The organism is Rhodopseudomonas palustris (assembly GCF_013415845.1).
In the GTDB taxonomy this organism is placed as follows: Bacteria; Pseudomonadota; Alphaproteobacteria; order Rhizobiales; family Xanthobacteraceae; genus Rhodopseudomonas; species Rhodopseudomonas palustris_F.
Window position 1 is genome coordinate 458,836 of the sequence record NZ_CP058907.1, and the last position, 26,343, is coordinate 485,178.

Sequence of the window (26,343 nt, forward strand, 5' to 3'; positions counted from 1 at the left end):
TTATAGGAAGCATTCCTTGTTGGTGCAAGCGCTTCGCAACTGGCGAAGCTCGGTCATTTTGCTTAAGTAAGATCCCGGAGGTGCCGCTAGGCGGGGCAATATGCCTATGTTACAGACCCGCGCATTCACCGGGCGCGCCTCGCGCACGCACCGAAATCCGGCCGCGTGGGCCGCCAAATCCTCTCGAACGAATTCAGAAAAAGGCATCGTCGCATGCGGGACCGTCGCTCCAGCTACGAATACGAAGATCTGCTGGCCTGCGGCCGGGGCGAACTGTTCGGCGCTGGGAACGCCCAGCTGCCGCTGCCGCCGATGCTGATGTTCGATCGCATCACCACCATCACCGAAGACGGCGGCGAGTTCGGCAAGGGCCACGTTCGCGCCGAGCTCGACGTCAATCCGGACCTCTGGTTCTTCGCCTGCCACTTCAAGAACGATCCGGTGATGCCGGGCTGTCTCGGCCTCGATGCGATGTGGCAGATGGTCGGCTTCTTTCTCGGCTGGGTCGGCGGCGAAGGTCCGGGCCGTGCGCTTGGCCTCGGGGAACTAAAGTTCACCGGGCAGGTGCTGCCGAACATCAGCAAAGTCGTCTACAATGTCGATATCAAGCGGGTGATGCGCTCCAAGCTTTGGCTCGGCATTGCCGATGGCTGGCTTTCGGCCGACGACGAGATCATCTACCGCGCAAAGGATCTGAAAGTCGGTCTGTTCAAGCAGACGGCGCAGCCGGTTGCTGGCTAGCGAGTGCTAGCCGAGCCGTGTCTTCAGCCGCGAACGACCCTGGAATGAACGAGGCGATCACATGAGACGAGTTGTTGTGACGGGGATGGGGATCGTCTCGTCGATTGGTAACAACACCCAAGAAGTTCTGGCGAGCCTGCACGACGCCAAGTCGGGTATTTCGCGTGCCGAAAAGCATGCCGAGCTCGGCTTCCGCTCGCAGGTCCAGGGCGCGCCGACGCTGAATCCGGCCGATGTGGTCGATCGTCGCGCGATGCGTTTCCTCGGTGAGGGCGCGGCGTGGAACCACGTCGCGATGGAACAGGCGATCGCCGATTCCGGGCTGGAAGAGTCCGAGATCTCCAATATCCGCACTGGCATCGTGATGGGTTCGGGCGGCCCGTCGGCACGCACCATCGTCGAGGCCGCTGATATCACCCGCACCAAGGGTCCGAAGCGCGTCGGTCCGTTTGCGGTGCCGAAGGCGATGAGCTCGACCGCGTCGGCGACGCTCGCCACCTGGTTCAAGATCAAGGGCGTCAACTACTCGATCTCGTCGGCCTGCGCGACCTCCAACCACTGCATCGGCAACGCCTATGAGCTGATCCAGTGGGGCAAGCAGGACGTGATGTTCGCGGGCGGCTGCGAGGAACTCGACTGGTCGCTGTCGGTGCTGTTCGACGCGATGGGCGCGATGTCGTCGAAGTACAACGACACCCCGGCCACTGCCTCGCGTCCCTATGACGTCAATCGCGACGGCTTCGTGATCGCCGGCGGCGCCGGCGTGCTGGTGCTGGAAGAGCTCGAGCACGCCAAGGCGCGCGGTGCCAAGATTTACGGCGAGATCATCGGCTATGGCGCCACCAGCGACGGCTACGACATGGTGGCGCCGTCGGGCGAAGGCGCCGAGCGCTGCATGAAGATGGCGCTGTCGACCACCGGCGGCATCAAGATCGACTACATCAATCCGCACGCGACCTCGACGCCGGCCGGCGACCCGCCGGAAATGAACGCGATCCGCGCCGTGTTCGGCATCGGCGACAAGTGCCCGCCGATCTCCGCCACCAAGGCGCTGACCGGCCACTCGCTTGGCGCCACCGGCGTCCAGGAGGCGATTTACTCGCTGCTGATGATGCAGAACGGCTTCATCTGCGAGAGCGCGCACATCACCGAACTCGATCCGGCCTTCGCCGACATGCCGATCGTGCGCAAGCGCGTCGACAACGCCAAGCTCGGTGTCGTGCTGTCGAACTCGTTCGGCTTCGGCGGGACCAACGCGACGCTGGTGTTCAAGCGGCTGGAGGCGTGACGTTGAGGCTCTCTCCGGCCCCGGAGAGTTGCCACATCCACGTGCTACGATCCTCATGGTGAGAAGGCGCCTCTTGGCGCCGTCCCGAACCATGAGTTGTTGACCCGCTTCATCCTTCGAGACGCGCGCAGGCGCGCGCTCCTCAGGATGAGGTCCGAACCAGAGAGCGACCACAATGCAAGGACTGATGCAGGGCAAGCGCGGGCTGATCATGGGCGTCGCCAACGACCATTCGATCGCCTGGGGCATGGCGAAGACGCTGGCGGCGCACGGCGCCGAGCTCGCTTTCACCTACCAGGGCGAAGCGCTCGCGCGCCGCGTCAAGCCGCTGGCGCAGTCGCTGAATTCCGATCTGGTGCTGCCCTGCGACGTCGAAGACATCGCCAGCGTCGATGCGGTGTTCAACACGCTGAAGGACAAGTGGGGCAAGCTCGACTTCGTCATTCACGCGATCGGCTTTTCCGACAAGAACGAGCTGCGCGGTCAGTACATCGACACCAGCCGCGCGAACTTCTCGCGCACCATGGTGATCTCCTGCTTCTCCTTCACCGAGGTCGCCAAGCGCGCCGCGGCGCTGATGCCGGATGGCGGCGCGATGATCACGCTGACGTTCGGCGCGTCCGAGCGCGCGATGCCGAACTACAACGTGATGGGCCTCGCCAAGGCCGCGCTGGAAGCCAGCGTGCGCTATCTCGCCTGCGATCTCGGCCCCAAGGGCATCCGCGTCAACGCGGTCTCGGCCGGTCCGGTGCGGACGCTGGCCGGCGCCGGCATCGGCGATTCGCGTGCGATGTTCGGCTTCATGGAAAAGCACTCGCCGCTCGGCCGCGGCGTGACGCTGGAAGAACTCGGCGGTTCGGCGCTGTATCTGCTGTCGGACCTCTCCGGTGGTGTCACCGGCGAAACCCACTACGTCGACTCCGGCTACAACATCGTGCTGATGCCAAAGCCCGAGGCCCTGAAGGCGGACGCCGACAAGGCGTAGCGGATAAGCCGGGGTATCGCCCGTCGTCTCCTATCAGGACGTGATCGGGGCGAAGGCACCTGGCGTCTAGTCCAGCGTGATGAGTTGCGGCGAACGCTGCTGCCGTGCCTGGGGTGAGGGCGACGCGCGTCGCAGCATCGGTCATCCTGGCGAAAGCGGAGATGCAGCCGGCAGGCGCCGTGCTTACTTCTTCCGCTTGATAGAATTCAGCGCGCCGGACGAGCGGACTTCGGGATTGGGCGCGCCGTCTGCCTTCGACCACTCGACGACCTGCTCGACGCCGCCGACGTCCAGCCGCGACGGGCCGGACAGCACCAGCGTTATCTTGTTATTGGCGCCGGTGGCTTTTAGCGTGCCTGGCTCGTCGCCGGCTTCCAACGTCGTCGTCACGGTGTTCTTCGCCACGCTGACCACGACGTCTTTGGCGCGGCCGCCGTTGACGGTGTTGTCCGAGCCCGACACCGACAGCGTCTGCCCCTGCTCGAAACTGACCTTGTGCTTGCTGCCATGCACGGTGATGGTGCGGCATTGGCCGGTCAGAGCGATCTCGTTCTCTGCGCCGTACACGCCGACATTCTTACCCTGACAGTCGACGTCGCGGCTGATTCCAATGCCTTGAATCGCCAGCTCATCGTCATCGGCATGAGCGAGGCCGACAACGGCCAACATCGCAGCGGTGATCACAGGCAGACGAAGCAGCATCAAGACATCCTTGCGTTGTTGAAGGGACGCAAAGGAAAGCAAACCGATCAAGTATCGTCAACGCACGGCAGAAAAATGGAACCGGAACGGCGCGCGGACCATTTCGCGAGATGGACAAACTGATCGAGGTTCGCGTCCATCCAGCGTTGCTATCAGGTCCACTCGCGGAAACGCAAAAGGGCGACCCGAAGGCCGCCCTTTTGTCGTCATCAACTAATCGTAGGTGGCGGTCAGGCCGCCTGCTTCTTGGCGACGATGTCGAACCGATCGGCGTTCATCACCTTGGTCCAGGCGGTGACGAAGTCGCTGACGAACTTCTCCTGCGCATCCGAGCACGCATACACCTCGGCAAAGGCGCGGAGCTGGGAGTGCGAGCCGAAGACCAGATCGACGCGAGTGCCGGTCCACTTCAGTTCGCCGTTCTTGCGGTCGCGGCCTTCGTAGATCTCGACCTCGCCGTTCGCCTTGGTCCACTTGGTGCCCATGTCGAGCAGATTGACGAAGAAGTCGTTGGTCAGCTTCTCGGGCCGTTCGGTGAGCACGCCGTGGGTCGAGTGCGCGTAGTTGGCGCCGAGCACGCGCAGGCCGCCGACCAGCACCGTCAGTTCAGGGCCGGTGAGCGTGAGGAGCTGGGCCTTGTCGACCAGCGCCTCTTCGGGATGCATGAACTGATGCCGCTTGGTGTTGATGTAGTTGCGGAAGCCATCGGCCCGCGGCTCCAGCACCTTGAACGACTCGACGTCGGTCTGCTCCGCCGAGGCATCCATCCGGCCCGGCGTGAACGGCACCTTGACGGCGGTGCCGGCGTCCTTGGCAGCCTTCTCGATTGCCGCGGCGCCGCCGAGCACGATCAGGTCGGCGAGCGAGACCTTCTTGCCGTCCTTCTGCGCGCCGTTGAATTCGCCCTGGATCGCTTCGAGCTTGCCGAGCACCTGCGCCAGCTCGGCCGGTTGGTTGACCTCCCAGTCCTTCTGCGGAGCCAGGCGGATGCGCGCGCCGTTGGCGCCGCCGCGCTTGTCCGAGCCGCGGAAGGTCGAGGCGGACGCCCACGCGGTGGAGACGAGCTGCGCCACCGACAGACCGGAGGCGAGGATCTTCGCCTTCAGCGCTTCGATATCGGCCTCGCCGACCAGTTCGTGGTTCACGGCCGGGATCGGGTCCTGCCAGATCAGCTCTTCCTTCGGCACTTCCGGGCCGAGGTAGCGCTCGCGCGGTCCCATGTCGCGGTGGGTCAGCTTGAACCAGGCGCGGGCGAACGCGTCGGCGAACTGATCGGGATTCTCCAGGAAGCGACGCGAGATCTTTTCGTAGATCGGGTCGAAGCGCAGCGACAGGTCGGTCGTCAGCATCGTCGGCACGCGCTTCTTGGCGGGATCGAACGGATCCGGCACGGTTGCTTCGGCGCCCTTGGCCTTCCACTGCTTGGCGCCGGCTGGGCTCTTGTCGAGCTCCCATTCGAAGCCGAACAGATTCTCGAAGAAGTGGTTGCTCCACTGCGTCGGGGTCTGGGTCCAGATCACTTCCGGGCCGCCCGTGATGGCGTCGGCGCCAAAGCCGGTGCCGTACTTGCTGGTCCAGCCAAGGCCCTGCTCCTCGAGCAGCCCGCCTTCCGGAGCCGGCCCGATCAGCGACGGATCGCCGGCGCCGTGGGTCTTGCCGAAGGTGTGGCCGCCGGCGATCAGCGCGACGGTCTCTTCGTCGTCCATCGCCATGCGGGCGAACGTCTCACGGATGTCCTTGGCGGCGGCGACCGGGTCGGGATTGCCGTTCGGGCCTTCGGGGTTGACGTAGATCAGGCCCATCTGCACAGCGCCGAGCGGCTCGGCGAGCTGGCGTTCGCCGGAATAGCGCTCGTCGCCCAGCCAGGTGCCTTCCGGGCCCCAATACAGCTCTTCCGGCTCCCAGACGTCGGCGCGCCCGCCGGCGAAGCCGAAAGTCTTGAAGCCCATCGATTCCAGCGCGACGTTGCCGGTGAGGACCATCAGGTCGGCCCAGGAGATCTTGCTGCCGTATTTCTGCTTGATCGGCCACAGCAGACGGCGGGCCTTGTCGAGGTTGGCGTTGTCCGGCCACGAGTTCAGCGGCGCGAAGCGCTGCTGGCCGGCGCCGGCGCCGCCACGGCCGTCGGTGATGCGATAGGTGCCGGCCGAGTGCCAGGCCATGCGGACGAACAGGCCACCGTAGTGACCGAAGTCGGCCGGCCACCATTCCTGCGAATCGGTCATCAGCGCGTGAAGGTCCTTCTTCACCGCTTCCAGATCGAGCTTCTTGAACTCTTCGGCGTAATTGAACGCCGCACCCATCGGGTCGGACTTCTTCGAATTGTTGTGCAGCACCGAAATGTCGAGCTGATCCGGCCACCAGTCACGGTTGCGATGGCCGTGGCTGCCGCCCGAGAACGGGCACTTGCCTGCGCCCTTGTCGTCCGTCTTTGCGTCCATGGTGTCTCTCCGATCTCGCGTTGCAGTTTCTTCCCGGCTCAATGTGCTGGCGTCTTTGGAAAGTTTCATGACGCCGGCCAGGGCCGGGATCGAATTGAACGTCGCGGGCGTGGGGGATCGCCCGCGACGTTGCTTCCTGGGGTGAATGTGTTGTGTTGGCCGTTCACTCCCGGAAGTTGTGTTCCAGGTCCGGCATGCAGACTTTGGATCAGTTCTATCATCAGGTCCAGTCGAATTGATTTTGTATCACGATCAGATAAATTGATCGCATGATCTCCCTGCGCCAGCTTCGCTATCTGTCTGCCTTGGCCCGACATGGCCATTTCGGCCGGGCGGCTGATGCCTGCTCGGTGACCCAGCCGGCGCTGTCGATGCAGATCGCCGAGCTGGAGCGGACGCTCGGCGTCAAAGTGGTGGAGCGTCGGCCGGGCGAGGTGTTCCTCACCGACATCGGCCGCGAGATCGCCCGCCGCGCCGAAGAGGTGCTGGCGGCGACCCGCGATCTGGTGGATTTCGCCCGTCACCGGGCTAAACCGCTGACCGGGCGGCTCAGTCTCGGGGTGATTCCGTCGCTGGCGCCGTATCTGCTGCCGAAGGTACTGCCGCTGCTGCAGCAACATTTCCCTGAGCTGCGGCTGGAGCTGCGCGAAAGCCAGACCCGGCCGCTGGTCGCCGACGTGGTCAGCGGCGTGCTCGACGCGGCGCTGCTGGCCCTGCCCGTCGGCCATTCGGATCTCGACGCGATCCCGTTGTTCGATGATCCGTTCCTGCTTGCGGTGCCGGCCGACGATCCGCGCGCCGAAACGACGCCGATCGGCGTCGAGGAGATCGACCAGTCTCGGCTGATCCTGCTGGAGGACGGTCACTGCCTGCGCGATCAGGCGCTGGCGTTCTGCGCCACAGCGCGCAATCGCGGCATCCAGATGGGCAGTGCCGGCACGGCGAGCTTCGGCGCTTCCAGCCTCACCACGGTGATCCAGATGGTCGCGGGCGGTTACGGCATCACGCTGATTCCGCAGATCGCTGCCGAGGTCGAGCGCCGTGATTCGCGGGTGAAGTTCCTGCGGCTGCGCCGGCCGCAACCGGGCCGCAGCGTTGGCCTCGTGTTTCGCAAGACCTCGCCCCGCCGTGGTGACTTCGAAGCGTTCGGCGAGGTCGTTAAACAGGGGATCGGCGGCGCGGCACCGATCGAGTCCGCGGTCGCCTGAGGCCGGTTCGCTTAGCCGGCTGCGATCGCGGCCGCTTCGGCGGCGGCGCGCTGCATGCTCGACGACATCTCGCTGGTCACCGTGCTCTGCTCCTCCACCGCCGCAGCCGTCGAGCTGACGTACTCGCTGACGTTCTGGATCGCGCTCTTGATCTTGCCGAGCGCGCCGACCACGTCGCCGGAGACGCTGGTGAGATTGCTGATCTCGGTCCCGATCTTGTCGGTGGCCTGCTTGGCCTGATTGGCGAGGTTCTTCACCTCAGCCGCCACCACAGCAAAGCCGCGCCCGGCCTCGCCGGCGCGCGCCGACTCGATCGTGGCGTTGAGGGCCAGCAGATTGATCTGCCCGGTGATGTGGTTGATCAGTTCGACGATGCCGCTCATTGCTTGAGCCGCGTCGTTGAGCTGATTGGCCTGAGAGTCGGCGGCATCGACTTCGCCGACGGCGTTCATCGCTGTCTGCCTCGACTTGGTCATCGCTTCGGAAATCTCGCGCACCGAAGCGTTCAGCTCCTCCGCTCCGGCCGCCACCGATTCCATCATGGCGCGGACGCGCTCGTTGCCGAGCCGGGTGAGTACCTGGCGGGTGGTGTCGGCGGCGTATTTCACCACCTTGAAAGGCCGTCCATTGAGGTCGAGGATCGGGTTGTAGGAGGCCTGGATCCAGACTTCCCTGCCGCCTTTGCCGATGCGCTTGTATTCGCCGGCCTGATAATCGCCGCGACCGAGCGCCGCCCAGAATGCCCGATAGGCCGCGCTCTCGCGCTCGGCGGGGTCGATGAACATACTGTGATGCCGGCCCTTGATCTCGCCCAGCGAGTAGCCCAGCGCGTGCAGGAAGTTGTCGTTGGCGTCCAGCACTGTGCCGTCGATGCTGAATTCGATCACCGCCTGTGACTTGCGGATCGCATCGATCTGGCCGGAGAAGTCGGCGTTCTTCAGCTTCTGCGCGGTGACGTCGGTGGCGTATTTCACCACTTTGAACGGCTTGCCGCGTGCGTCGAGGATCGGGTTGTAGGACGCCAGAATCCAGACCTCCTTGCCGCCCTTGCCGATCCGCTTGAACTCGCCGGGGAAGTATTCGCCGCGGTTGAGCCGCGCCCAAAACTCGCGGTAGTCGCTGCTCTCGCGCACCGACGGCTCGACAAACATGCTGTGATGCTTGCCCTTGATCTCGCCAAGCGAGTACCCCATCGCGGCGAGAAAGTTATCGTTGGCGGTGAGGACGGTGCCGTCCATCGCAAACTCGATCACCGCCTGGGCGCGGCCGATTGCCGCGAGCTTGCCGGCATCCTCCAGCGATTGGGTCTTGGCCGCGGTGATGTCGGCCGCGAACTTCACGACGCCGGTCGGCTTGCCGTTCTTGTCGAGGATCGGGTTGTAGGACGCCTGGATCCAGACCTCGCGGCCGCCCTTGCCGATGCGGTGGAATTCGCCGGCCTGGTACTGGCCGGCGCGCAACGCGGTCCAGAACTCGCGATAGGCTGTGCTGTCGTGCTCGCTCGGATCGACGAACATCCGGTGATGCTTGCCCTTGATCTCTGGAAGCGAGTAGCCGAGTGCGGTCAGAAAGTTGTCGTTTGCGTCGATGACGTTGCCGTCGAGATCGAACTCGATCACCGCCTGGGAGCGATTGAGCGCCGCGAGCATCGCTGCCGCATGATCATGGCCGGCAGAGCGGGTGAAGGAGAACATTCCAAGCCTTTCCCTGATGCGGCCTTGCACGATCGCGCGACCTGGAAGCAGAAGCTGGCGGCCATTTTGGTGAAGACGTCGTTAAATTTAGCCTAGCCCCGTGAGAGCAATCTGCACTCAATTACCGAATTTATCGCAACCTCGGATTCGTACCGCGAACTAACAGCACGCGCTCTGGTAGAAGTTGGCGTCCGCTGTCGCACGGAAGGCGCCGCAAAGAAAAAGGGCGGCCTGGTGAGGCCGCCCTTGATCGATGCTGACTTGCTGCGACGGTGTCGCGCCGGAAGGCTTACTCGCCGGCAGCCTGCGCGGGCGCTTCGCCTTCGGCCTTGGCTTCCGCCTTCTGCTTGGCTTCGAGGTCTTCACCGGTGGTCTGATCGACCACCTTCATCGACAGCCGGGTCTTGCCGCGGTCGTCGAAGCCGAGCAGCTTGACCTTGACCTTGTCGCCTTCCTTGACGACGTCGGATGTCTTCTGCACGCGGCCGGCGGCGAGCTGGCTGATGTGCACCAGACCATCCTTGGCGCCGAAGAAGTTCACGAACGCGCCGAACTCCATCACCTTGACGACGGTGCCTTCGTAGATCTCGCCGACTTCCGGATCGGACGCGATCGACTTGATCCACTTGATCGCGGCCTTGATCGACTCACCATCCGACGAAGCCACCTTCACGGTGCCGTCGTCCTCGATGTTGACCTTGGCGCCAGTCTTTTCGACGATCTCGCGGATCACCTTACCGCCGGTACCGATCACTTCGCGGATCTTGTCGGTCGGGATCTTGAAGGTCTCGATCCGCGGCGCGTGTTCGCCGAGCTCGGCGCGGGCACGGTCGAGCGCCTTGGACATCTCACCCAGGATATGGATGCGGCCGTCCTTGGCCTGGCCGAGCGCCACCTTCATGATCTCTTCGGTGATGCCGGCGATCTTGATGTCCATCTGCAGCGAGGTGATGCCCGCCTCGGTGCCCGCCACCTTGAAGTCCATGTCGCCGAGGTGGTCCTCGTCGCCGAGGATGTCGGACAGCACGGCGAAGCGGTCACCTTCCAGGATCAGACCCATCGCGATACCCGCGGTCGGCCGCTTCAGCGGCACGCCCGCGTCCATCAGCGCCAGCGAGGCACCGCAAACCGACGCCATCGAGGACGAACCGTTCGACTCGGTGATCTCCGAGACGACGCGGATGGTGTAGGGGAACTCGTGATGCGGCGGCAGCACCGGATGGATCGCGCGCCACGCCAGCTTGCCGTGGCCGATCTCGCGGCGCTTGGTGCCGCCGAGGCGGCCGGTCTCGCCGACCGAGTAGGGCGGGAAGTTGTAGTGCAGCAGGAACGTCTCTTTGTACGTTCCCGACAGCGAGTCGACATACTGCTCGTCTTCACCGGTGCCGAGCGTGGTCACGACCATCGCCTGGGTTTCGCCGCGGGTGAACAGCGCCGAACCGTGGGTACGCGGAAGCACGCCGACCTGAGCCAGGATGTTGCGAACGGTCTTGCTGTCACGGCCGTCGATGCGCTTGCCGGTGTCGAGGATGTTCCAGCGAACGATCTTGGCCTCGAGCTCCTTGAACACGCCGGCGATGCGCAGCTTGTCGTATTTCGGCTCCTGGCCTTCCGGGAAGAAGTGCGCAATCGCCTTTTCCTTGACCTTGCCGACCGCGGCGTAGCGGTCCTGCTTGACCGGGATGGCGTAGGCGGCACGCAGCTCCTGCTCGACCAGGCCGAGCATTTCCTTTTCGATCTCGCTGTCGTCGACGACGGTGAGTTCGCGCGGCTCCTTGGCGGCCTTCTCGGCGAGGTCGATGATCGCGTCGATCACCGGCTGGAAGTGGCGGTGACCGAACATCACGGCGCCGAGCATGATCTCTTCCGACAGCTCCTTGGCTTCGGATTCGACCATCAGCACCGCGTCGGCGGTACCGGCAACCACCAGCTCGAGCTGGGTTTCGGCCATCTCGTCGAGCACGGGATTGAGCACGTATTCGTCGTTGATGAAGCCGACGCGGGCGGCGCCGATCGGGCCCTTGAACGGCACGCCGGACAGCGTCAGCGCCGCGGAGGCGGCGACCATCGCCAGCACGTCCGGATCGTTCTCCATGTCGTGCGACAGAACGGTGACGATGACCTGGGTCTCGTTGCGCCAGCCGTCGGCGAACAGCGGACGGATCGGGCGGTCGATCAGACGGGAGACCAGCGTCTCCTTCTCGGTCGGACGGCCTTCACGCTTGAAGTAGCCGCCGGGAATGCGGCCGGCCGCGTAGGCCTTTTCTTGGTAGTCGACGGTGAGGGGGAGGAAGTCGACGCCTTCACGCGGCGCCTTGGCGGCCACCACGGTGGCGAGCACGACGGTCTCGCCATAGGTCGCGACGACGGCGCCGTCGGCCTGGCGGGCGACCTTGCCGGTTTCAAGCTTGAGGGGACGGCCACCCCAATCGATTTCCACGGAATGGATATTGAACATCGGGTCTTTCTTTCATCGGTTTTCGGGAAGACCGGACGCCAAATACCAAAAGACCATGCGCAAGATGGCGAGACGCTGACTGCGCGCTTGCACAAACAGCGTCCGGCGATCCTGCCATGGTCTTCAGTTGGGAAATGGCGTTCATTCCTCCCGGCTGCGGGGAAGACACTTGTCTTCGGTCCCGCACGGCGGGCTGGAGGCCCGTTGACGAGCTCAACCGCCGGAATGCGACTGAGCCGACTGACACGGGCGGATGTGAGACTCGCCCGTGCGAACATCTTGCTTCGGCCGTCGCGGAGGCGTCGTGGCGCGTCCGCTTCGGCCGGTCGTCCGACGCCTCAGCGACGGATGTTGTGCTTCTCGAGCAGCGCCTTGTAGCGCGCTTCGTCCTTCTTCTTGATGTAGTCGAGAAGCGAACGGCGCGTCGACACCAGCTTCAACAGCCCACGGCGGGAGTGGTTGTCCTTGGTGTGGGTCTTGAAGTGCGCGGTCAGGTTGGTGATGCGTTCCGACAGGATCGCGACCTGAACCTCGGGCGAACCGGTATCACCGGCCTTGGTGGCGCTGGTCTTGATGACTTCCGCTTTGCGTTCTGCGGTAATCGACATCGTCAGATACTTTCCTTGCGAACGGCCGAGCTGGCAGTCAGCCCGGTGAGGTTGAACACGCGCTTGGGGATGAGCTCGCCATTGCCGACTTCGGCGAGGGCCAGAAGCCGGCCTGCCACCGTGACATAGACTGTGCCGCTACAATGAGGCGCATCCCGTCCGCGCAACAAAACGGCCTGGCCCCGATGGAGCCTTGCCGCATCAGCCCGAGTGACGGCCAGTGCCGGGATGTCGTCCAGCGCGGTCTCAACGGGCAGTAGCGCGTCGGCGAGGCTACCCTCGCCGGACGCCGCTCTATCGCACAAAGCCTGTAGTTCTTCCAGCGGAATCATGTCCGACTCGTCGAACGGCCCCACCACGGTGCGGCGCAGCGCGCAGATATGACCGTAGCAGCCGAGCAGCCGGCCCATGTCGCGGGCGAGCGCCCGCACATAGGTTCCCTTGCCGCACTCGGCCTCGAACACCGAGCGGCCGTCATCTCCATGTTCCACAAGGGTTAATTCGTGAATCTCGACCGGGCGCGGGACCAGCGGCACGACCTCGCCGTCGCGCGCCAGGTCGTAGGCGCGCTCGCCCTGGATCTTCACGGCCGAGTATTGCGGCGGAACCTGCTCGATCACGCCGGTAAAGCGCGGCAGCAGCGCCCTGATCGCCTCGGCGGTTGGCCGATCCGGGCTGGTCGCGACCGCGCGGCCCTCGGTGTCGTCGGTGTCCCGTTCCTCGCCCCAGGCCACGGTGAAGCGGTAGCGCTTGCGGCCGTCCATCACGAACGGCACCGTCTTGGTGGCTTCGCCCATCGCGATCGGCAGGCCGCCGGAGGCCAGCGGATCGAGGGTACCGGCATGGCCGGCGCGCTTGGCCGAGAACAGCCGCTTCAGCACCGCGACCGCCTGGGTCGAGGTCATGCCGATCGGCTTGTCCAGCACCACCCAGCCGTGGACGTCGCGTTTGTCGCGGCGCGGCTTACCATTGCCGCCGCCGCGATTGGCATTGCGCGGGTCGTTGTTGTCGCGCGGCTTACGGATCTGCGCGGCGGATTCGTCGGCGCCGGCGTGCTGCACGTCGTGCGGGGCGAGCAGGGCGTCGGGGGTGGTCACGGTCATTAATCCTGGTCCGAATTCGGTTCGAGGTCTTTCTGGACTGCCGGCGAGCGCAGCAGTTTGTCGATCCGCTCGGCCTCGGCGAAACGTTCGTCGATGCGGAAGCGGAGTTCGGGGGCGAACTTCAAATTGACGCGGTGAGCGATTTCACCGCGCAGGAAGCGCTTGTGATGCTCGAGCGCATCGATCACGAGCTTCTCGTCGCGGCCACCGAGCGGCATCACGTAGATGGTCGCGAGCTTGAGGTCGGGCGACATCCGCACTTCGGGCACGGTGACGAGGTGGCTTTCGAGTACCGGGTCGTGCACGCCGCCCTGGGCGAGGATCTCGGCCACGGCGTGGCGGATCAGCTCACCGACGCGCAGCGAGCGGGTCGAGCCGCCGGGCGGGGAGCTCTTCTGGTGTTGGCGGGACATGATGTTCTCTCAAATACTGCCGCCATGCCCGCGTTTGGCCGCGGGCATGCACGCCTTCGATGTGGCAAAGCAAGACGTGGACGGCCGGGACTTAGTCGCGAAGACGTGCTTCGCGCGTTGGCCCGGCCATGACGCCTCAGTTCAATCGAGCGTCTCGACTGTAAGAATCGGACTTACAGCGAGCGCTGGATGGTCTCGACGCGGTAGCACTCGATGATGTCGCCTGCCCGCATGTCGGTGTAGTTCTCGAACGCCATGCCGCATTCCTGGCCGGCGACGACTTCCTTCACTTCGTCCTTGAAGCGCTTCAAGGTCGACAGCTTTCCTTCGTGCACCACGACGTTGTCGCGGATCAGGCGGACATTGGCGCCGCGCTCGACGGTACCGTCGGTGACGCGGCAGCCGGCGACCTTGCCGACCTTGGAGATGTTGAAGATCTCCAGGATCTGCGCGTTGCCCAGCATGGTTTCGCGCAGGGTCGGCGCGAGCAGGCCGCTCATCGCCTTCTTAATGTCATCCACCAGGTCGTAGATGATGTTGTAGTAGCGGATCTCGATGCCGTTGCGCTTGGCGGCCGCAGCGGCCTCCTTGTTGGCACGGACCGAGAAGCCGAGGATCACGGCGTTGAAGCCTTCGGCCAGCGTCACGTCGCTCTCGCTGATGCCGCCGACGCCGGCGTGCAGGATGCGCGCGGCGACTTCGTCGGTGCCGAGCTTCTCCAGCGAGCCGAGGATCGCTTCCAGCGAGCCCTGCACGTCCGCCTTGACGATCAGCGGGAATTCCTTCCGGCCGGACGTCTTCAGCTGCGTCATCATCTGCTCGAGCGAGCCGCGCATGCCCGAAACCGAGGCCGCGGACTTCTCGCGCTTCTGATGCGCACGGTAATCGGTGATCTGGCGGGCGCGGGCTTCGTTCTCGACCACCGCGAGGCGGTCGCCCGCTTCCGGCGGACCGTTGAAGCCGAGCACTTCGACCGGGACCGACGGGCCGGCTTCCTGCACGGTCTCGCCCTGGTCGGAGATCAGCGCGCGGACGCGGCCCATTTCGGCGCCGGCCACGATGATGTCGCCAACCCGCAGGGTGCCGCGCTGAACCAGCACGGTGGCGACCGGACCACGGCCGCGATCGAGCTTGGCTTCGATCACGGTGCCCTCGGCCGGGCGCTGGGTGTTGGTCTTGAGCTCCAGGATTTCGGCCTGCAGCGCGATCATTTCGAGCAGCTTGTCGAGATTGATCTTGTTCTTGGCAGAAACCTCGACGTCGACGACGTCGCCGCCCATCGATTCCACCTGCACGTTGTGCTGCAGCAGGTCGGTGCGGACACGGTCGGGCTTGGCGTCCGGCTTGTCGATCTTGTTGATCGCCACGATGATCGGAACGCCGGCCGCCTTGGCGTGATTGATCGCCTCGATGGTCTGCGGCATCACGCCGTCGTCGGCAGCAACCACCAGCACCACGATGTCGGTCACCTTGGCGCCGCGGGCGCGCATCGCGGTGAACGCGGCGTGGCCGGGGGTGTCGATGAAGGTGATCTTCTTGCCGCTTTCCGGCGAGGTCACCTGATAGGCACCGATGTGCTGGGTGATTCCGCCGGCTTCGCCCGACACCACGTTGGCGTGGCGCAGCGCGTCGAGCAGCGAGGTCTTACCGTGGTCGACGTGGCCCATCACGGTCACGACCGGCGAACGCGGCTCGGTATCGGTGGAATCGTCGACGACGTCGAACAGACCTTCTTCCACGTCCGACGCGGCAACGCGCTTGACGGTGTGGCCGAGCTCTTCGGCGATCAGCTGCGCAGTGTCGGCGTCGATCACGTCGGTGATCTTGTGCATCGCGCCCTGCTTCATCAGCAGGCGGATCACGTCGACCGCACGTTCGGACATGCGGTTGGCGAGTTCCTGGATGGCGATCACTTCGGGAATAACGACTTCACGCACCAACTTTTCTTTCGGCTCGTTCGAGGCGTGGCCCTTCAGCCGCTGGGTGCGGCGACGGAACGAGGCGATCGAACGTTCGCGCACGTCATCGGCATTGAGCGCGGTGACGACGGTGAGACGGCCGCGCTGCTTCGAGGCGCCCGGCTTAGCGGCCGGCTGCTTCGGCGGCGGCGCCGGACGGGCGGGGCCGCCCGGACGGCGGATCATCCGCGGGGCTTCATCGTCGTCGCCAGCTTCGGCTGCAACGGCCGGCGGACGGCCGGCCGGAGTCGGAGTGCGCGTCGTCGTGGTCGCCGGACGGGCCGGCGCAGCCGTCGTGGTGGTGGTCGAGGTCTCGGCCGGCTTCTTGGCCGGCTCGGCGTCGCCGAAGCGCTTCTTGGCCTCAGTCTCGGCCTTCCGCTTGGCTTCGTCTTCCTGGCGGTGACGCTCTTCCTCGGCCTTGCGGCGCGCCTCGGCGGCTTCGCGCTCGGCCTTCTCGATCTTTTCCTGCTCGGCGCGGCGCTGCGCTTCGATCTCGGCCTGCTTGCGCTCTTCGATCTCGCGCACGCGGGCATCGGCCAGCGCGGTGGCGCGGGCGGTGCGCTCGTCCTCGGTCAAGGTGCGCAGCACCATACCGCTGCGCGACTGCTGCGGCGCGGGGCGCGATTGCTGCTGCCGGGGCGGTGCGGCGGGTGCCGGTGCCGGCTTCTTTGCCACTTCAGGCGCCGCCGGTGCGGCCGGCTCGTCGCCACCAAGGCGCCGCTTGCCGCGTTTTTCGACCACCACCTGCTTGCTACGGCCGTGGCTGAAGCTCTGGCGCACGACGCCCTGCTCGACGCGGGGCTTCAGCGTCAAGGTCTTGGTCGGCATCGTCAGAGTCTTGTCGCCAGGAGTTTTCGTATCAACCATTCAGTAGTCCCAATCTCTCAACGTTGTGCGCGTTCGCACGGACTTCGTCAGCGGCGTCTTGGTCAGCAGCGTCTTTCGGCGTGTCGATCGGCGTTCCTGCCGTGGCCGCATCGGCATTGCCGTCGTCCGCCAGCCGGTATCGGACCAGGATCTGGCAGCGCGACAGGAATGTTTGTCCGGCCGGGCCCGCAAGCAGGGCAGCATGTATCACATTTGACCGCCCTAATGCCAAATCCAATTCTGCAGAGCTGAGTGCGGCGATCCGAGGAAATTTGCGACCCGCGGTCGCATCTTCGTCGATTTGCCGACAAAGCCCGTCCAGCTTGCGGATTCCATCGGCGGCGCCGTCGGTGGCGTGGATCACCGCGACCGCTTCGCGGCTCTTCAGCGCGGTTTCGACCTTGCCGAAACCGCAGACCACCTGGCCGGCCTTGGCGGCGATCGCCAGCGCATCCTGCGCCGAGCGCACCAGCAGCCGCTCGATCGCCTCGGCGAGATCCGCCGGCGCCTTGACGTCGCGTTTGAAACCTTTGGCGAAGACGCGGCGGCGAACCGCCTGCCTCACCATCTCCCGGGACGCCGTGACCCACAGGCCGCGGCCCGGAAGCTTGCGCTTCAGATCGGCCACCGCCTCACCGGCCGGACCAACCACGAACCGGATCAGTTCTCCGGTCGGCCGCACCTGCCGCGTGACCGCGCACATCCGTTCGGTCGCGGGCGTCTTGGCCCGCGGTCCGTCGTCGAGATCTGCGCCGGTTTCGGCAGCAAGCATGGGGGCAGCAGGCCTTTCATCTCACGTGCTGCGCGGGTTCGGGGCGCGACGCATCGGCGGTTCAGTCCGCCGACTCGTCGGACGCTTCGTCCGCGGGTTCTTCTTCGGAGGCTAGCTCCGACTCGTCGATCCAGCCGGCCTTGACGCGGGCCTGCATGATCAGGTGTTCGGCGTCCTCGCGCGACATCTCCATGCCGTCGAGAATGCCAGGATACTTCACCGGCTCGGCGCCGTCCTTGCGCTCGGTCCAACCCACCAGATCGTCGGTGGCGCAGCCGGCCAGATCTTCGACCGTCTTGACGTCGTTCTCGCCGAACTTGACCAGCATCTTCGAGGTGACGCCGGGAACGTCCTTCAGAGCATCTTCGACGCCGAGCTCCAGGCGCCGGGCCTCGAGCTCGGATTCAATCCGGTCGAGATATTCGCTGGCGCGGGTCTGCAGTTCGGCGGCGGTTTCCTCGTCGAAACCTTCGATCGAGGCGAGTTCGCGCGGGTCGACCAGCGCCAGTTCTTCGACCGAGGTGAAACCTTCGGAAGCGAGCAGCTGGCCGACGACCTCGTCGACGTTCAGCGCGTCCATGAAGGCCCGGGTGGTCTTCTCGAAGTCGGCCTGGCGGCGCTCGGATTCTTCGCTCTCGGTCAGGATGTCGATGTCCCAGCCGGTGAGCTGCGAAGCGAGCCGCACGTTCTGACCGCGGCGACCAATCGCCAGGGATAGTTGGTTATTGGTATCCGGAACCACAACCTCGATGCGTTCGCGATCTTCGTCGATCACGACCTTCGAGACTTCGGCCGGCGCCAGCGCGTTGACCACGAAGGTGGCGATGTCCGGCGACCACGGAATGATGTCGATCTTCTCGCCCTGCAGCTCGTTCACCACCGCCTGCACGCGCGAACCGCGCATACCGACGCAGGCGCCGACCGGATCGACCGAGGAGTCCCGCGAGACGACGCCGATCTTGGCGCGCGAGCCCGGATCGCGGGCGACCGCCTTGATCTCGACGATGCCGTCGTAGATTTCCGGCACTTCCTGCGCGAACAGCTTGGCCATGAACTGCGGATGGGTGCGCGACAGGAAGATCTGCGGGCCGCGGGTCTCGCGGCGGACGTCGAACACATAGGCGCGGACGCGGTCGCCGTTGCGGAACGACTCGCGCGGCAGCATCTCGTCGCGGCGGATGATCGCTTCGCCGCGGCCGAGGTCGACGATCACGCTGCCGTATTCGACGCGCTTGACGACGCCGTTGACGATGTCGCCGATCCGGTCCTTGAATTCCATGTACTGGCGGTCGCGCTCGGCCTCACGGACCTTCTGCACGATCACCTGCTTGGCCGACTGCGCGGCGATACGGCCGTATTCCAGCGGCGGCAGGGTGTCGGCGATGGTGTCGCCGATCTGCGCGCCCGGATTGGCGCGCTGCGCGTCCTTCAGCGAAATCTGGTTGGCGGGGTTTTCGACCTGCTCGACCACCAGCATATGGCGCGACAGCCGCAGCTCGCCCTTCTTCGGGTCGATCTCGGCATGGACGTCGGTCTCCGAGCCGTAGCGGGCGCGCGCCGCCTTGGCGATCGCATCTTCCATCGCCGCAATCACGATGCTGCGGTCGATGGTTTTTTCGCGAGCCACCGCATCGGCGATCTGCAGCAGTTCCAGCCTATTGGCGCTGACGGCCATGGTCAGTCTCCCTCAGAGGTGTCGATCTCGCCGCGCCGCGCTTTGTCGGCGGCGAGACGGTGTTGCTTGGTGTTCTGCGGTTTCGGCTTGGTCGGCGCCTTGGCGGCCTTCGGGCCGCGCTTGGGCGCATGGCTCTTCTTCGGATCGCTGCGCTTGGCATGCGGCGGCGGTTCCGGTGCGAGCCCAAGGCTCTGCTTCAGGTCGCGCTCGGCCTGCTTGCCGCGCCGCATTGATTCGGCGATCAGCTCGTCGGTCAGCACCAGCCGGGCATCGCCGATGTCGTGCATCGGCAGCAGCACCAGCGGATCTTCGTCCTTCGTGGCGCCCTCGCGCTGGACCCGCACGGCATCGCCTTCGACGCCGTCGAGCAGGCCGCGGTACCGTTTCCGGCCCTGGTGCGGAACCGCCATCTCGATCTTGACCAGGTGCCCGGCGTAACGGGCGAAATCGGAGCGGCGCACCAGCGGACGGTCGATCCCCGGCGAGGAGATCTCCAGCCGATAGGCGCGATCGATCGGATCGGCGACGTCGAGCACCGGCGACAATGCCCGCGACACGGCCTCGCAATCGTCGATCAGCATGGTGCCGTCGGGCCGCTCGGCCATGATCTGAACGGTGCAGCCGGCGTCGCCGGAGACCTTGATCCGGACCAGGCGGTAACCCATTGCCATCAGCACCGGCTCGGCGACCGCGCAGAACCGCGCCGCGACGCCGGGCTCGATCACCAGGCGCGGTTCGGCCAAGTCATCGGTTTCCGGAACAGCAGGGGTCGGCTCGGTCATGTCGTGGGTCAAAGCGTTACAACGTCTCGCCGATAAACGGTATCAAGGTGGTGAATGAAGGCCGCGCTCCCGAGGGGGCGGCGGTCCACGTCCGACGATCCAGGTAATAAAAAAGAGCGGGTCCCGGAGGGCCCACTCTCGATACGGATCGTATGAGAATTTCGAAGTAGCGCCGATATAGCGCTTTTTTCCTCCAGCGACAAGAGCCGTCCGGGGTGGGCGACCGGCCGAGGCCGTGGCCGAAGAAAATGCGACGCCGCGGCTCAACCCTTCGTTCATGCAGCGCGTCTAGGTTCCAGCCGTACCAATGCGGCCTGCCCGCGAGAACGATGGATGCCTGCCGCTACATCTCTGCTTCCTGAACTCGATGACATTGTCAGGCAGGGCGATCCCGTCCGGCGCGCCGACGCCGTGCGCCGGATTTCCGACCTGTATATTCGGGGCGCCGAGAGCTTCCAGCCCGATCATGTCGCGCTGTTTGATGGCATCCTGCTGACGCTGGTGCCGGAGATCGACGTCGAAGTTCGCAGCGAACTGGCACAGCGGTTTTCGGAAATCACCAATGCGCCGCCCGAACTGGTCCGGCAGCTCGTGCATGACGAAGACATCGGCATCGCCGGGCCGCTGTTGCGGCGCTCGACGATGCTCGATGATCCAACGCTCGTCGAACTCGCCAGGCTGCGTGGTCAGACGCATCTTCTGGCGATCTCCGAGCGGCTGAGCATTTCGCCGCCGATCACCGACGTGATCGTGCGTCGGGGTGACCGCGATGTGGTGCGCAAGGTCGCCGGCAATGCGGGCGCTGAATTCTCCGCCACCGGTTTCAACGGCCTGATCCGCCGTGCCGCGCAGGACGGTGTGCTGGCGATCGCGGTTGGCACGCGGGACGATCTGTCGCCGCCGCGGCTGAAGGATCTCTTGGCGTGCTCGACCGATCTGGTGCGCCGGCGCTTGTTCGAAAGTGCGCGGCCGAGTGCGCGGATCGCGATCAACCGGGCGATGCGCGAGCTCGCCGGCGAGTCGCGGCAGCCGTCGGTGCAGCGCGATTTCGATGCCGCACAGCGCTCGGTGGTGGAGCTGCACAACAGGGGTGAACTCAACGAAGCGACGGTGATCGGCTTCGCGCGGGCGCATCAATACGAGGAGACCGTGGCGGCGCTGTCGGCGATGACCGGTACGCGAATCTCCACCCTCGACCAGATGATGTCCGGTGAGCGGCACGACCCGGTGCTGATCCTCGGCAAAGCGCTCGGCTTCGGCTGGGCAACGGTGCGGGCCCTGATCGGGCTGCGGCTCGGGCCGGACCGCTCGGTGGCCTGCCCCGACGTCGAAGAAGCGCAGCACAATTTCGAGCGCCTGGCGCTGTCCACGGCGCAGCGCGTGCTCGGCTTCTGGAAGATGCGACAGGCCGACGCCTGAGCCGCCCGCGCGGCTGACAGACTTGCGCGTCATCCTTCCGCACAAAGCCGTGTCCACTTAGGTCAAAATCGCTCTATGCTTGTCTCAACGGCGTGCTCACAGCGCCGGCCAGGGAGGATGATCATGCTCAGCGAAGCTGACATTACTACGCATGCCCAGCGCATCCGCGACGACGGCTACACCGTGATCGAACGGGCCGCGGACCCGGCGTTGGTCGCGGCGCTGATCGGCGCGGTCGAACGGATTGAGCGCGACCATCAGCTCGGTTGCGCCAAGACGTCGTTCGAAGGCTTCAAGACGCTCCGGGTCAACAACTTGCTCACTTACGACGAGGTGTTCTGGGAAGTGCCGCTGCATAGCTGCGTGCTGCCGGTCGTCGAGGCGGTACTCGATAAGGAGTGCCTGTTATCGTCGTTCTGCTCGCTGGTGCTCGGGCCCGGCCAGGAGGCGCAGCCGATTCACGAAGATACGCAACTCATTCCGCTGCCGCGGCCGCACATTCCGATCACGCTGAACGCAATTTGGGCGCTGTCGGATTTCACCGCGACTAACGGCGCGACCCGGATCATCCCTGGAAGTCATAAGTACGAGACCTCGCCGGTGTACGGCCAGGACTACGACGCGGTCACCGCGACAATGCCTGCTGGCAGCGTGATGCTGTTCGACAGCGCGTTGTGGCACGGCGGTGGCCCCAACACCTCGGAGGCCCGCCGCTTCGCGTTCTCCTGCGCCTATTGCTGGGGTTGGATGCGGCAGCAGGAAAACTTTCAGCTCGGAATTCCGCGGGAGATCGCGCAGCGCTTTCCGCGGCGGCTGCAGGAACTGTGCGGCTACAGTGTCTACAAAGGTCAGTTCGGTCACATCGACAATCGCGATCCGATCGAATTGCTCGGCCGCGAGCGTGGCAAGCGAATGGTGTGGGAGGCCACCGACGTGCGAAACGCGAGGCTCGCGGGGCAGGTGACGAACTAATCGCCGCTTAGCTTAGAGTCGCTCGAAACGCAGGTAGTTGGCGCGTCGGCCCTCGCGTTCGGCTTTGCGGCCGTAGCGCGTCATCGTGTAGTTGGGCCACGGCTTACGCCAATCATCGGCACGCTGAGCGAGCCAGTCGAAGCAGGGCGCGCGCAGCAGATGCGCCAGCGTCCAGGCAGTGTAGCCGTCGATGTCGCAGACGAAGCGGAATTCGCCGTGCGGTGTCAGCGCGCGCGCCATCGCCGCGACGGTGGCGTCCTGCACGAAGCGACGCTTCCAGTGTCGCCGCTTCGGCCACGGATCGGGATGGATCAGGTCGATCCGTGCCAGTGAGCCGGCCGGCACCCAGGCCAGCAGTTCCGAAGCGTCTCCGGCAAACAGCCGGATGTTGCGGATATTCTCGGCCTCGATCCGCGCCAGAATCTTAGCCATTCCGTTGACGTAAGGCTCGGCGCCGATGAAGCCCGTGTCTGGATGAGCAAGCGCTTCGGCGATCAGGTGTTCACCACCGCCGAAACCGATTTCGAGGCGCATGTGCTCGACCGGGGGATCGAACAATGTGGTGAGCGGTTCGGGCGCCGGCGAGTCGATCTGCAGCGACAGGTGCGGCAGCAGGTTCTCGATCAGGTCGGCCTGATGAGCACGCAGCTTGTGGCCCTTACGTCGGCCGAAGAACGATCCCTGGCCGTGCATCACGACGTCGCCATCGTGATCTTCGTTGTCTGGCGCCGTGTCTGGTTGATCAATATTGAACATCAAACGACTGCGCTCGCACTTCTGCACCGGCCGCCCTGCATACAGGACCGCCATCTTGTTCGACCGTGAACGAAAAACCGGCCCCGCTTATATCATGGCGGAGGCCGGCGCGACGGGAGGTCGATCGATCAGTTCGTCTCGTCCGCTTCGCGCGCGGCAATCCGTTCGACGAGATCGACGATGCTGCGACGAAGCTTGGCATCAGTGATCTTGGTAAAGGCGCGGGTGAGCGCCAGACCTTCGGAAGTCGCGAGGAAGTCGGACACGTATGAAGGCGACGGCGCCTCACTGAAGCCGTTGCCGTTAGCGAGGCCGCCGCTCGGGCCGCCTTCAAACAAGAAGGACACCGGGACCTGCAGGACTTCAGCGATCTGCTGAATGCGGCTGGCGCCGACGCGGTTGGTCCCCTTCTCGTATTTCTGCACTTGCTGAAAAGTCAGACCCAGCGCTTCGCCGAGTTTCTCCTGACTCATGCCCAGCATGATGCGTCGCATGCGCACACGGCTGCCGACGTATTTGTCAACAGGATTGGGCGCTTTAGTCGACATCTCACTCACTCCTCAGGCACGTGCATACGCCAACAGTTAGCGTATGCGGGTTGGAATACGCCTCAAATATTGGAGTCGTCAAATGTCTTTGGAATCCAACGGGGATTCGGCGTTAATTTACGCCGAGGAAAATTCGCGGGCTGCGAGAGTGCGAATTTTCTCGAACTTAATCTCTGGTTGCGTCACCGATCTGCGTATTATCACGAGCCCGGCGGGCGCTTTCGTAATAGTACAAGCATCATCACTAACGCAACCAGCACGGCTGCAGGAAGTTCGCCGACCCGCGCATAGATCGTCGGCGCGACGGGCGCGGGCAGCCCCGAATCCAGCACCCCTTCGACGCCGAGGCCGAGCTCTGCGACGATCCGTCCGACCGGATCGATCACTGCAGAAACGCCGGTGTTCGCTGCGCGAACGAGCGGCAGGCCCTGCTCGATGGCGCGCATCCGTGCCTGCTGCAGGTGTTGATAGGGGCCGCTGGAAATGCCGAACCAGCCGTCGTTTGTGAGATTCAGCATCCAGCCGGGACGGTTGTTGCCGATCGCAATTTCGTCCGGAAAGATCGCCTCGTAACAGATCAGCGGCAGCAGCGGCGGGGCGTTGGGCAGTTCGAGGTTATGACGCGCCACACCGGATAAAAATCCGCCCTGCACCTTGGTGAGTTGGACGAAGCCGATCTTCTCCATCAGATTCTGGTACGGCAGAAATTCGCCGAATGGGACCAGATGGAGTTTGTCGTAGACCGACAAAATGCTGCCATCATGGTCGATCGCATAGATCGAATTGTACGCGCGGGTAATCCGGCGCCCCGGCGGTAATTCAGGCGGGCGGACCGCCCCGGTCAGCAGCACGGTGCCTTTCGGCAACAGCTCTGCGATCTGCGCCATCGCATCCGCTTCTCGCGACAGGAAGAACGGAAACGCCGATTCCGGCCAGATCAGCAGCGAGACGTCGCGAACGCCGGTCGATTTCGGCCCTGTCGAGCGGTCCGACAGTGACAGATATTTCTGCATCACGTCGGCTTTGGCCGAATAATTGAAGCGGGCGTCCTGCGGCAGGTTGGGCTGCATGATCCGCAGCCGGACGTTGTCGACGAGCTGGGTCGGCGACAATTTGAGTCGAATGCCGCCAAACACTGCCATCGCGGCCAGCACGCCCAGCGCCATCGCCGGCACTGCCCAGCGCCGCCTGGCGTTGGTGCCGCCATCGATCAGCACTGCGGGCGAAGCGAAGATCGCCACCGTCAGCAGGGTCAGTCCCCAGATGCCGATCACTGAGATGCTCTGCGCCAGCGCCAGTGGCTCGGTCAGGGCATAGCCGAACGCATTCCAGGGAAAGCCGGTGAGCAGATGGCCGCGCAGCCACTCGCTGATCGTCAGGCTGACGGCGAGCGACAGGATGCGCAGACTATCCGGGCGCCACAACAGCCGAGCCAGGGCGAAGCCGAGTGCGGTAAACAACGCCAGATAGGCCGGCAAGCCACAGATCGCGGCCGGCAGCAGCCAGGCGAAGGTGTCGGCATCGACCAGAAACGCGTAGCCGATCCAGTACAGGCCGGGGACGAAATAACCGAAGCCGAACCACCAGCCGGCCATCGCCGCAGCCGGCACGCCGCGCCGCTTGCCGGCTGCAGAGCCGTCGATCAGCCACACCGCGATCGGGAAGGTGATGAACAGAACCGGCCAGGCGTTGAACGGCTCCATGGCCAGCGAGGAGACTGCGCCGGCCAGCAGCGCGATCACGGCGCGTTTCCAGCCCCACGCCAGGATGATGCCCGAGGCGATCCGGCTCAGCACACCCCGACGCGTCACGGCGAACCGGTCCCGTCGCCGGCAGGTGGAGAGGAGGTGGATCCGCCGCTGTCAGTAGTCTGCGGCGCGGTGGAATCGGTCGCGGTCTCGCGCCGCCGGCTGTCGCGTGTGCGTGGGGCGGGACGTTCCTTGCGCGGCCCGATCCGCAACCGCTTCACCCGTCGCGGGTCGGCGTCGAGCACTTCGAATTCGAAGGTGCCGGGGCCGGCGATCACTTCGCCGCGAACCGGCAGCCGGCCGACGTGGTTGACGAGGTAACCGCCGAGGGTTTCGACGTCTTCGCCCGCTTCGCCGGTGACGAACTGATCGCCGATCATGGCGCGGACGTCTTCCAGACTGGCTCGCGCATCGGCGATGAATGAGCCGTCGGCCTGGCGCACGATCGACGGCGGCTCGGTCGAGTCGTGTTCATCATCGATCTCGCCGACGATCTGTTCGACGATATCTTCGATCGAGACCAGGCCGTCAGTACCGCCGTATTCGTCGACCACCAGCGCCAGATGGATGCGCGCCGCCTGCATCTGCGCCAGCAGGTCGATCGCCCGCATCGACGGCGGCACATACAGCAGCTTGCGGATGATGCCGGTTTCGGTCAGCGGCATCTTCAGATCGATCGCGCGCAGATCGAGGCCCGCGGGCAGCGCCTTCTTGCGCTTGGCGACCGTCGCCGGCGGCACCTTGGCCTTTGCGGTCATGAACGCCACGAGGTCGCGGATGTGAACGATGCCGACCGGATCATCGAGCGTTTCGTTGTAAACCACGAGCCGCGAATGCGCTGCGTCCTGAAACAGGCTGAGCAGTTCGCCGAGCTGGATGTCCTGCTTGATCGCGACGATGTCGGCGCGATGCACCATCACGTCGGCGATCCGGCGATCGTGCAGCCCGAGGATGTTGCGCAGCATCGTGCGCTCGAGCGTCGAGAAGCCTGTGTCGTCGGGCGGGCTGGTGTCGAGCACGACCTGCAGGTCGTCGCGCACCGAGCCGGGTTTCCAACCGAACAGCGAACGGATCGCACGGATCAGCCAACTGCCGCCATGCGGATGCAGCACTTCGCCCTGATGCACCACCGCGGGTAACTGGCCGCGTGTGGAGTCCTGCAGCGAGGCCTGCGAACCGTTCTCGGCTCTGTCGCCGTCGGGCAT

21 protein-coding genes are annotated in these 26,343 nt (G+C 64.9%); 6 read left to right on the forward strand and 15 right to left on the reverse strand.

The genetic code is table 11. From position 1 onward, the window contains the following. Positions 1-213 precede the first annotated feature (213 nt). The 3 genes from fabA to fabI all read left to right on the forward strand — a co-directional run bounded on the left by fabA (position 214) and on the right by fabI (position 3,014). On the forward strand, positions 214-741 hold the full coding sequence (fabA, locus tag HZF03_RS02160) for a bifunctional 3-hydroxydecanoyl-ACP dehydratase/trans-2-decenoyl-ACP isomerase (protein WP_011155993.1): 528 nt from the start codon (positions 214-216) through the stop codon (positions 739-741). A gap of 61 nt (positions 742-802) precedes the next feature. Continuing rightward, positions 803-2,029 (forward strand): beta-ketoacyl-ACP synthase I, encoded by a 1,227-nt coding sequence (fabB, locus tag HZF03_RS02165; protein WP_119017573.1) that lies wholly within the window; start codon positions 803-805, stop codon positions 2,027-2,029. Between the two features lie 175 nt (positions 2,030-2,204). Next, complete coding sequence (fabI, locus tag HZF03_RS02170) at positions 2,205-3,014, forward strand: enoyl-ACP reductase FabI (RefSeq protein WP_119017572.1); 810 nt, start codon at positions 2,205-2,207, stop codon at positions 3,012-3,014. 183 nt (positions 3,015-3,197) lie between these two features. On the opposite strand, the gene HZF03_RS02175 is transcribed toward fabI, so the two are convergent. Further along, entirely contained in the window at positions 3,198-3,716 is a 519-nt protein-coding gene (locus tag HZF03_RS02175; protein WP_104511818.1) for a DUF3060 domain-containing protein, read from the reverse strand. A gap of 230 nt (positions 3,717-3,946) precedes the next feature. Then, positions 3,947-6,157: a catalase/peroxidase HPI gene (gene katG, locus HZF03_RS02180; protein WP_165858095.1), complete on the reverse strand. Its 2,211-nt coding sequence runs from the start codon at positions 6,155-6,157 to the stop codon at positions 3,947-3,949. Between the two features lie 269 nt (positions 6,158-6,426). Here katG and HZF03_RS02185 point away from each other — a divergent pair, with 269 nt between their 5' ends. Continuing rightward, positions 6,427-7,365, forward strand: a complete 939-nt coding sequence (locus tag HZF03_RS02185; RefSeq protein WP_119017571.1) for a LysR substrate-binding domain-containing protein — start codon at positions 6,427-6,429, stop codon at positions 7,363-7,365. A gap of 11 nt (positions 7,366-7,376) precedes the next feature. On the opposite strand, the gene HZF03_RS02190 is transcribed toward HZF03_RS02185, so the two are convergent. The 9 genes from HZF03_RS02190 to rimP form a co-directional block, all read right to left on the reverse strand. Continuing rightward, the gene (locus tag HZF03_RS02190; RefSeq protein ID WP_119017570.1) at positions 7,377-9,059 is read right to left on the reverse strand and encodes a methyl-accepting chemotaxis protein; all 1,683 of its coding nucleotides are present in this window, start codon (positions 9,057-9,059) and stop codon (positions 7,377-7,379) included. Between the two features lie 289 nt (positions 9,060-9,348). Continuing rightward, positions 9,349-11,517: a polyribonucleotide nucleotidyltransferase gene (gene pnp / locus HZF03_RS02195; protein WP_119017569.1), complete on the reverse strand. Its 2,169-nt coding sequence runs from the start codon at positions 11,515-11,517 to the stop codon at positions 9,349-9,351. Positions 11,518-11,855: 338 nt separating this feature from the next. After that, positions 11,856-12,125, reverse strand: coding sequence for a 30S ribosomal protein S15 (gene rpsO / locus HZF03_RS02200; protein WP_011156001.1), 270 nt, complete (start codon positions 12,123-12,125; stop codon positions 11,856-11,858). 2 nt (positions 12,126-12,127) lie between these two features. Then, entirely contained in the window at positions 12,128-13,228 is a 1,101-nt protein-coding gene (gene truB / locus HZF03_RS02205; protein ID WP_011156002.1) for a tRNA pseudouridine(55) synthase TruB, read from the reverse strand. Further along, the gene (rbfA, locus tag HZF03_RS02210; RefSeq protein WP_011156003.1) at positions 13,228-13,641 is read right to left on the reverse strand and encodes a 30S ribosome-binding factor RbfA; all 414 of its coding nucleotides are present in this window, start codon (positions 13,639-13,641) and stop codon (positions 13,228-13,230) included. Before rbfA ends, truB begins: the two co-directional genes overlap by 1 nt. Before the next feature lie 173 nt (positions 13,642-13,814). After that, on the reverse strand, positions 13,815-16,466 hold the full coding sequence (gene infB / locus HZF03_RS02215) for a translation initiation factor IF-2 (protein WP_011156004.1): 2,652 nt from the start codon (positions 16,464-16,466) through the stop codon (positions 13,815-13,817). Then, a complete protein-coding gene (locus tag HZF03_RS02220; RefSeq protein ID WP_119017568.1) occupies positions 16,459-17,238 on the reverse strand; it encodes an RNA-binding protein in 780 nt (259 codons plus the stop codon). The genes infB and HZF03_RS02220 overlap by 8 nt, the downstream gene beginning before the upstream one ends. 61 nt (positions 17,239-17,299) lie before the next feature. Beyond that, on the reverse strand, positions 17,300-18,913 hold the full coding sequence (nusA, locus tag HZF03_RS02225; RefSeq protein ID WP_012494154.1) for a transcription termination factor NusA: 1,614 nt from the start codon (positions 18,911-18,913) through the stop codon (positions 17,300-17,302). A gap of 2 nt (positions 18,914-18,915) precedes the next feature. After that, the gene (gene rimP / locus HZF03_RS02230; protein ID WP_119017567.1) at positions 18,916-19,695 is read right to left on the reverse strand and encodes a ribosome maturation factor RimP; all 780 of its coding nucleotides are present in this window, start codon (positions 19,693-19,695) and stop codon (positions 18,916-18,918) included. Between the two features lie 333 nt (positions 19,696-20,028). Between rimP and HZF03_RS02235 the strand changes: the two genes are divergently transcribed. Both HZF03_RS02235 and HZF03_RS02240 read left to right on the forward strand, forming a co-directional pair. Beyond that, the gene (locus HZF03_RS02235; protein ID WP_119017566.1) at positions 20,029-21,114 is read left to right on the forward strand and encodes a DUF2336 domain-containing protein; all 1,086 of its coding nucleotides are present in this window, start codon (positions 20,029-20,031) and stop codon (positions 21,112-21,114) included. A gap of 123 nt (positions 21,115-21,237) precedes the next feature. After that, the gene (locus HZF03_RS02240) at positions 21,238-22,086 is read left to right on the forward strand and encodes a phytanoyl-CoA dioxygenase family protein (protein WP_119017696.1); all 849 of its coding nucleotides are present in this window, start codon (positions 21,238-21,240) and stop codon (positions 22,084-22,086) included. A 12-nt stretch (positions 22,087-22,098) separates the two neighbouring features. On the opposite strand, the gene HZF03_RS02245 is transcribed toward HZF03_RS02240, so the two are convergent. The 4 genes from HZF03_RS02245 to HZF03_RS02260 form a co-directional block, all read right to left on the reverse strand. After that, positions 22,099-22,842: a tRNA (guanine(46)-N(7))-methyltransferase TrmB gene (locus HZF03_RS02245; protein ID WP_234832175.1), complete on the reverse strand. Its 744-nt coding sequence runs from the start codon at positions 22,840-22,842 to the stop codon at positions 22,099-22,101. Between the two features lie 128 nt (positions 22,843-22,970). Next, positions 22,971-23,390: a helix-turn-helix domain-containing protein gene (locus HZF03_RS02250; protein WP_011156011.1), complete on the reverse strand. Its 420-nt coding sequence runs from the start codon at positions 23,388-23,390 to the stop codon at positions 22,971-22,973. 200 nt (positions 23,391-23,590) lie between these two features. Continuing rightward, positions 23,591-25,201: an apolipoprotein N-acyltransferase gene (gene lnt, locus HZF03_RS02255; RefSeq protein ID WP_119017564.1), complete on the reverse strand. Its 1,611-nt coding sequence runs from the start codon at positions 25,199-25,201 to the stop codon at positions 23,591-23,593. Then, on the reverse strand, positions 25,198-26,343 hold the full coding sequence (locus tag HZF03_RS02260; RefSeq protein ID WP_011156013.1) for a hemolysin family protein: 1,146 nt from the start codon (positions 26,341-26,343) through the stop codon (positions 25,198-25,200). Before HZF03_RS02260 ends, lnt begins: the two co-directional genes overlap by 4 nt.